The organism is Planctomycetia bacterium (assembly GCA_034440135.1).
Taxonomy (GTDB): domain Bacteria; phylum Planctomycetota; class Planctomycetia; order Pirellulales; family JALHLM01; genus JALHLM01.
This window is the reverse complement of record JAWXBP010000461.1, coordinates 1-7,149: the sequence shown is the minus strand read 5'-3', so window position 1 is coordinate 7,149 and position 7,149 is coordinate 1. Positions and strand designations below refer to the sequence as shown.

The 7,149-nt window shown below is 60.8% G+C and carries 8 protein-coding genes; 6 read left to right on the top strand and 2 right to left on the bottom strand.

Features of this window, described 5'->3' with window-relative positions:
- The first annotated feature begins 572 nt into the window (after positions 1–572).
- The 6 genes from SGJ19_26525 to SGJ19_26500 all read left to right on the top strand — a co-directional run bounded on the left by SGJ19_26525 (position 573) and on the right by SGJ19_26500 (position 5,803).
- Entirely contained in the window at positions 573–1,049 is a 477-nt protein-coding gene (locus SGJ19_26525) for a hypothetical protein (protein MDZ4783819.1), read from the top strand.
- 3 nt (positions 1,050–1,052) lie between these two features.
- Positions 1,053–2,255 carry a site-specific integrase gene (locus SGJ19_26520; protein ID MDZ4783818.1) on the top strand — a complete coding sequence of 401 codons (1,203 nt, stop codon included), beginning with the start codon at positions 1,053–1,055 and terminating at the stop codon, positions 2,253–2,255.
- A gap of 155 nt (positions 2,256–2,410) precedes the next feature.
- The gene (locus tag SGJ19_26515) at positions 2,411–2,938 is read left to right on the top strand and encodes a hypothetical protein (protein ID MDZ4783817.1); all 528 of its coding nucleotides are present in this window, start codon (positions 2,411–2,413) and stop codon (positions 2,936–2,938) included.
- A 106-nt stretch (positions 2,939–3,044) separates the two neighbouring features.
- On the top strand, positions 3,045–4,340 hold the full coding sequence (locus SGJ19_26510) for an adenylosuccinate synthase (protein ID MDZ4783816.1): 1,296 nt from the start codon (positions 3,045–3,047) through the stop codon (positions 4,338–4,340).
- 63 nt (positions 4,341–4,403) lie between these two features.
- A complete protein-coding gene (uppS, locus tag SGJ19_26505; protein MDZ4783815.1) occupies positions 4,404–5,159 on the top strand; it encodes a polyprenyl diphosphate synthase in 756 nt (251 codons plus the stop codon).
- 32 nt (positions 5,160–5,191) lie between these two features.
- Positions 5,192–5,803, top strand: a complete 612-nt coding sequence (locus SGJ19_26500) for a riboflavin synthase (protein ID MDZ4783814.1) — start codon at positions 5,192–5,194, stop codon at positions 5,801–5,803.
- A 71-nt stretch (positions 5,804–5,874) separates the two neighbouring features.
- Here the strand turns inward: SGJ19_26500 and SGJ19_26495 are convergent, their stop codons facing one another.
- Both SGJ19_26495 and trmB read right to left on the bottom strand, forming a co-directional pair.
- Complete coding sequence (locus SGJ19_26495; protein ID MDZ4783813.1) at positions 5,875–6,318, bottom strand: hypothetical protein; 444 nt, start codon at positions 6,316–6,318, stop codon at positions 5,875–5,877.
- Positions 6,319–6,574: 256 nt separating this feature from the next.
- On the bottom strand, positions 6,575–7,149 hold a 575-nt coding region (gene trmB / locus SGJ19_26490), incomplete at its 5' end, for a tRNA (guanosine(46)-N7)-methyltransferase TrmB (GenBank protein ID MDZ4783812.1).

Sequence of the window (7,149 nt, the reverse complement as noted above, 5' to 3'; positions counted from 1 at the left end):
CGGTCACGAATCCGCGGAAGGGAACATGAGCACTACACTTTTCGACCGACCATCGGTAACCCGCCAAGCGCTGCACTCTTCGAGCGCCGTTTACATTTGGATTGGATGAAAAGGCAGTAATGAAAAAGGGCCGCCGGACGATCTGCCCCCAGTGTCCGACGGCCCCAACGGAAGCAGTCAACGATACCTCGCAAAACGAAATCGGGCCGACCGCCTGCAAGCGCGACCAGCCCGAATTCAGATGGAGTTTGGCCCAGTCCCTTAGGCACGAAACCAAACGGAGGATCGGACCCCGCATCAGAAGTCCGATCCCCGCCTGGAAGATAGTGAGAGTTGCGTCTCACGTCGTTACCATCGCCACGGACGGCAGGGGCATTTACCAAAAGTGTGGTCGAATTTCTACCAATGCGTGAGGAAACCACCGGCAATTCTGCGTCCGGCGGGGGCTGGTTCGGTGGTTGTCATTTGCGGCCGTTCGCGTACCTCGTTCCGCAAGATTCTGAGATTCACGTTTCAACAGGTGAAGTATGAAAAAAACTGCGCCACGGAAGCGGCAGCGACCAATCCCAACGATGGCATGGCACTACACCGTTGGAGTTTGGATTAAGCCGATTCTAAACGAAGGCATCATTAAGCAAGCAACTGCTCGCGTCCCCAATCACGTGCGACCAGCAGCGTGGTTTACAACATCCCCAATTTGGGAACAAACCGCAAACACGAATGGTCAAAACCCGGAAACTGGTGAAGTCGTTTTTCTCAATGCCAGGCAAACGAGTGAAGCGTATGGGGGCTTGTGGCGCATTGGCGCTCCCCCGGACGTTGCTCCTCACACATGGGACGACTACGTCACATCGAGCAATGAGAACTTGCAGGACATCAAAGGCATGGAAGCCTGGGCGAATCGCAAGGGATCAGACTACCACCGCGACTTCCGATGCAGCTTCAAGTCCGTTAGTCGCGAGCATTGGACGGTTATTGAGTGGTATGACTGGAATCGAGGCGCTTGGCGCGACATTGGTGAACACGAGCCTTTCCGAGAGGAGACTTGAACGATGGCACGACAACGAAAACTGCCTACGGGTTTGGTGAAACGAGGGCGAACGTACTACGCGAAGTTCCGCGCCGGCGGGCACATGATGCAGAAGCGTCTTTCTTCGAACGTGGACGACGCCATCGGAATGCTCGCGGACCTGCGAGCCCGGGCATACCGCCAAGATTTTGGGATTGTCGACAATGACGTGACGCTCGACGAACTGCGCCCGGCGTATGAGCGCCATTGTCGGCTGACGGTCCGCGCATCCACCGTCACTCGTTACAAGCAGGCCCTCGACGCGATTCTCACGGCGCTGCCCGTGCGGAAGGCATCCCAACTCTCTGAGACCGTGGTGAACAACTACCGAGAGGAACGGCTCGCTCAGGTGTCACCGCGCACAGTCAACATCGAGGTCAGGACGCTGACCACGATGCTGGCCTGGGGCGTCCAAGCGAATCGCATCGGCTCGAATCCGCTGGCCAGTCTCAAGCCGCTGCCGACCAAGGGAAAAGAGCGGAAGCAGCACCGTGTGATGACCGTGTCGGAATTGCTGTTGGTTTTCGAGGCCAGCCCGGACTACCTCAAGCCATGCTGGCGAATGCTGGCCACAACGGGAATGCGCCGGCAGGAGTTGGCGTCGTTGACGTTTGACGACGTGGATTTCAACAAGGCCGTGGTCTCCATCCGAGCGGAAAACTCCAAGACCGGCCGGCCACGGGAAATTCCCCTCGACGAAGAAATGCTAGCGACGATCCAGCGGCTACACGACGAAGCCCCCTTCCGCCGCCCTGGCACCGGGAACACTGCAAAGGACACCGAGGCCATCGAGCGGGCGTTCAGCAAACGTCACGTGTTCGTGACTCAGGCAGGCACACCTTGGGGGCATCGGCTGCTTCGTCGCTTTTACGCGATCTGCAAGCGTGTGGGCATCGAGGACGCGGTGCCGGGTGGCTCGGTCGACATCCATGCCTTTCGCGGCACGTTCACCCCGCTGGCCATCGACGGTGGTGCCAATCCGAAGGATGTGCAAACGATCCTAGGGCATTCGTCCCTGGAAATGACCATGAACGCCTACGCCAAGAGTACGGCTCATGCCCGGCGAGCGGCGATTAGCGCACTGCCGTTCGCAAAAGCGGCCGCCCCTGAACACATCGTTTCTTTGCCGAATGTGTCCAAAACTGGCCCAAGTATCCCAGTCGCATCGCAAGTCGTTGCTAGTTAGGATGTTGCGATTATGGGCACCGGATGCAAGGTCCGCGACCCTGGCATCGTCTTTTGGGCGATTGGGCGTTTGCATCGCCTTCGTCCAATTCGTGCGTCCGCCGAGGGAGGGCCATGAAAATGAACTCAACTTCATGGCAAAGGCCGCGATATTCAATGCGCGGTTTGCTGTTGCTGACGTTGTTCGCGGCATTGATAGCTGGCTTCATGCACCAGCGCGGCAGGCTGCATCATGCTGAGCAAGTGCTGGCGGCGCATGGTCTGAAATGGGATCTTCCCGAACTCGCCGAACAGGAATACCGCGTCACGATCCAGCAAAACGTTGACGGGGAAGGCTTCAAGTTCCTATCGATCCGCGTGCAGTCGCTCACCGCTGGGCAGTTGGTGCTGCTCAAGAATGGTCAGCCAGCCCTCTCAGTCGGTTTGAAGCCCGGTGAGGAAGGCACGAATAGCGGTCAACTAACCGTTCTGGCCGATCAATTCTTCAAGCAGAAGCAAACGAGCAAGCTCGACCTCATCCTTTCAGCGGACCTCGCGACGGCCAGCACGGGCATGTCCGGCCCGGGGGACGACCAGGGACGGTTGCGCTTCAAGTTACAGGCGCAGCCCGGCGTGTTTAAGCACGGGACGGCGGCGCCGATGTTCAGCTTCGAGGGGCAGGTGTTCGAACTGGAGGTGCAGTAGAAGGAGCGTTCTTGACGGCGGTGTTGACGGACTCCCTTGCAACTGTCCTGCGGCTGCTTATCCTTATGGGTTTGGACTTTAGGGCTTGCCAGCGAAGGTGGTTGCCGTGCCTGGGACTTGTGTGATTGGACTGCAGTGGGGCGACGAAGCGAAGGGAAAGATCGTTGATCTGCTGACCGAACGCCATGACATCGTCGTGCGCTACCAGGGCGGCAGCAACGCCGGGCATACCGTCGTGACAGGCGGCCAAACCTACAAGCTGTCGCTGATTCCAAGCGGTATCCTGCGGTCGAGCGTGACCTGCGTCGTGACCGGCGGCGTCGTGCTCAATCCGGCTTCCTTTCTGGGCGAGATCGACGGCCTTACCTCGCGCGGCATCCGTGTCGCTGAGAATTTGCTGGTCAGCGATCGCGCGCACGTGATCTTTCCCTGGCACGTCGAGGAAGACCGCGCCACGGAGAGCCGCACCACGTCAGGGCGCGAAGCAATTGGCACCACGCAGCGCGGCATCGGCCCGTGCTATCGCGACAAATATGGCCGCAGTGATGCGATCCGGCTGGGCGATCTCTATCGTCCTGGTCTCGCCGAGCGGATTGCTCAAGTCGCGGCCCAGAAGAGTCTGGCGATGCAAGTCTTCGCCACGGGCGCCGCGCCGACGTTCGATCCCAAGCAGATCTGCGAAGAATACTTGGGCTACGCCGAGCGCCTGCGGCCGCACCTGTCCGATACGACAACTTACCTGCACGACGCGCTGGAAGCCGGCAAGCGGGTGTTGTTCGAGGGTGCGCAGGGCGCATTGCTCGACGTCGACCACGGCACGTACCCGTACGTCACCAGCAGCAACAGCTCCGGCGTCGGCATTCCGGCTGGCTCCGGCGTGCCGGGGCGCTATCAAAACCAAATCATCGGCATCGTCAAAGCCTACAGCACGCGCGTCGGCGGCGGGCCGTTCCCGACGGAACTGGAAGACGCCACCGGTCAGCGCATTCGCGACCGCGGCAACGAGTACGGCACAGTCACGAAACGCCCGCGCCGTTGCGGCTGGTTCGACGCCGTGGCGGTCCGTTATACGACGCGCTTGAGCGGCGTTGACACGTTGGCCGTGATGTTGCTGGACGTCCTGTCCGGCTTCGACGAGCTGAAAATCTGCACCGCTTACGACATCGGCGGCAAACGTGTCACGGTATTCCCGAGCCACGTGGACGACCTGCGGATCGCCAAGCCGATCTACGAGACCATGCCCGGCTGGCGCGAGGAAATCGTGACCGCCAAGAACCTCAGCGAGTTGCCCGGCAACGCGTTGCGGTACATCACGCGGTTGAGCGAATTGATCGGTCGCCCGGTGGGAATTGTTTCTGTCGGGCCGGATCGTGATCAAACCATTCTCGCGGAGTCGACGTAGGGATCGTACCCGTGTCATTCGTGGATCACAGTTGTAGATGATATTCGCCCCATCGACTTCACCATGTCCGTTTCCGCCGAGCCGACGCAATTGGACCTGAGCGACGTCCCCGTCGCCCAACGTCCGCGGCACATCGCGATCATCATGGACGGGAACGGCCGCTGGGCACAGCGCCAAGGTCTGCCTCGCATTGAAGGACATCGCCGCGGCGTCGCCAGCGTGCGCCGCGTGACGGAAGAAAGCGCGCGGCTGGGGCTCGATCAACTCACACTCTATTGCCTTTCCAGCGAAAACTGGAAGCGCCCGCAACAGGAACTCGATTTCCTGATGCACTTGCTGGAACAGTATTTGATCGAAGAGCGCACGACAATTCTCAGTCAGAATATCCGCCTGGCGGTAATCGGACGCCGCGCGGGAATTCCAGACGACGTCCAGCGCGAGATGGATAAGACCATCGAGTTAAGCGCCGCGAACACCGGGCTGCGGCTTTGCTTGGCGGTCAACTACGGCGCCCGCGGCGAAATCGTCGACGGCGTGCGTCATCTCGTCGCCGAAGCCCGGGCGGGGCGGCTCGATCCGGAGCAAGTCGACGAACAACGCATCGCCGATTCGCTCTACACCGCCGGCATGCCGGACCCGGACCTGGTGATTCGTACCGCGGGCGAACAGCGCATCAGTAATTTCCTGCTCTGGCAGATCAGCTACGCCGAAATCTGGGTCACGCCCCGCTGTTGGCCCGAATTCGCCGAGCCAGACCTGCATCTCGCAATTCGCGATTTCGCCGCGCGCGACCGTCGCTTCGGCGGACTGAATCTGTAGTTGGCACAACCCTTCGCTGGACGTAGCGCCGCATGTTCACAGGACTCGTCGAAGCGCTGGTCGAAGTCGCGGACGTGATCGACGCGCCGCCCGGCAAACGCCTGACGCTCCGTTGCGGCGCATTGGCAGCGGAGGCGGCGATCGGCGAGAGCATCGCCATCAACGGTTGTTGCTTGACCGTCGTCGCGCGCGAGGACGCTCAACTCACATTTGAAGCGGGGCCCGAGACGCTCGCGAAGACCAATCTTGGTCGGTTGCAGCCCGGATCGCTCGTGAATGTCGAGCGGTCGTTGTGCTTGGGAGACCGGCTTGGCGGGCATCTCGTCACCGGACACGTCGACGACGTCGGTGTGCTCGAATCGCGTCGCGATGAAGGGGATTGGTCCACCTGCTGGTTTCGTTTCCCCGAGGCGTTGAGCGGGCAACTTGTCTCCAAGGGCTCGATCACCATCGACGGCGTCAGCCTCACCGTCGTCAATGTGGAAGCGGAACGCTTCAGCGTCGCGCTTATCCCGCACACGCTCGGCGTCACCACGCTCGGCCGTCTTGTGCCGGGCGATGTTGTGAATCTCGAAACCGATTTAATCGGCAAGTATGTAGAGAAGCAATTCGCTTTGCGCGAGCCACGCCACACTAGCCTGTAGCGCGGGTATCGAGGATCCCGCTTCAGCTCGCCGTGTCCTCAGTGCTCCGTGGTGAATCCTCTGGAAGCAATCTAGGCCAGCGCATTGATCCCCTGAGGAGTTCCGATCGAATTCAGCCATTGCAGTTGCCGCTTGGTTAGATCCGCGTGCGCGCCGCCGCCGGGCGTTTGGAATTGTTGCTGGTCGGCGAGCTTGGCCTGGAGCAGCGACACCACGTCGACGGGCTGATCGTGCGGCGCTCGGGCGCGGTCCAGTTCTAAGCGCACGCCCAGTAGTTCCCGGTAGCCTTCCGCCGAGAGCTGGCCGTTTGCTCGAAGTTGATCAATCAACTCGGAAAAATCGTCCGGCGTGATCGAGGATAGGTCGAACGCGTCCTCGGGGGCGTTGACGGACGATTCCGTCTCCGGCTGCTGCGGCGCGGATTGGCCGATCTTGCCCTCGATATCGACGCCGATCAACTTCAGGCCGGTATTGACCATCGCCGGCACCGCGGCGAACAACGAAGGAATCTGCATCCGTGCATTCCTGAGGCGAGCGAAAGGAGAAGTCCCAACGCCCACCGCATTGCAATCGACATGCCAGGACTCGAGCGCATTCAAACGGCAACCAGATCAACCAACTATCTGTCGCCGAAGCCCAGTCATTGCCACGAGTTAGCACATCGCTCGCCGCTCGACTCCCCCTGCTTCCGCTCCGCGTCTCTGCGGCTCCGCGGTGAAAAATGCGCCCACTCGCCGGCAATGTCCGCCGGAGTTCGGCAGCATTTGCCGATCACTCCTCACGGCGTCGGTACTCAGCCCGATAGACCGGCTTTTCGTGCAATCGCATACGCCGCTCGAAATGGGTGCGGTAGTCGAGATCGTGCTCCGCCGCGCGTTCCGTGACGTCGAATGGTCCTTGCAACCCGCTGGCTGCCGCAAGCAGTTCCAGCGTCGATTGATAGTATTCTTCGACGTCGCTCCAGAAATGCAGCGTACCGCCCGGCTTGAGCGTGCGTTCGATGTCCCGCGCAAAGGCCTCGTTCATCACGCGGCGTTTCTTATGTCGAGCTTTCCACCAGGGATCAGGGAAGTAGACATGCACTGCGTCGAGTGAACTGGGCGGCAGCAGTTCTCGGAACACACGCAAGGCGTCGCCCGAAACAACCCGCACGTTGCCGCCGTGTCCGCGGCGCAAGACGCGTGCCGCCGCGTGCTCGGCGTACTTCTTGGCCAGCTCGATGCCCAGAAAGTTCACTTCCGGCTTGGCGGCCGCAGCGGCCACGAGGAACAATCCTTTGCCGGAACCGACCTCGACCTCCAGGGGCGCGCTGCGACCGAACAACCCTTTCGCGTCCCAAGGCTGGG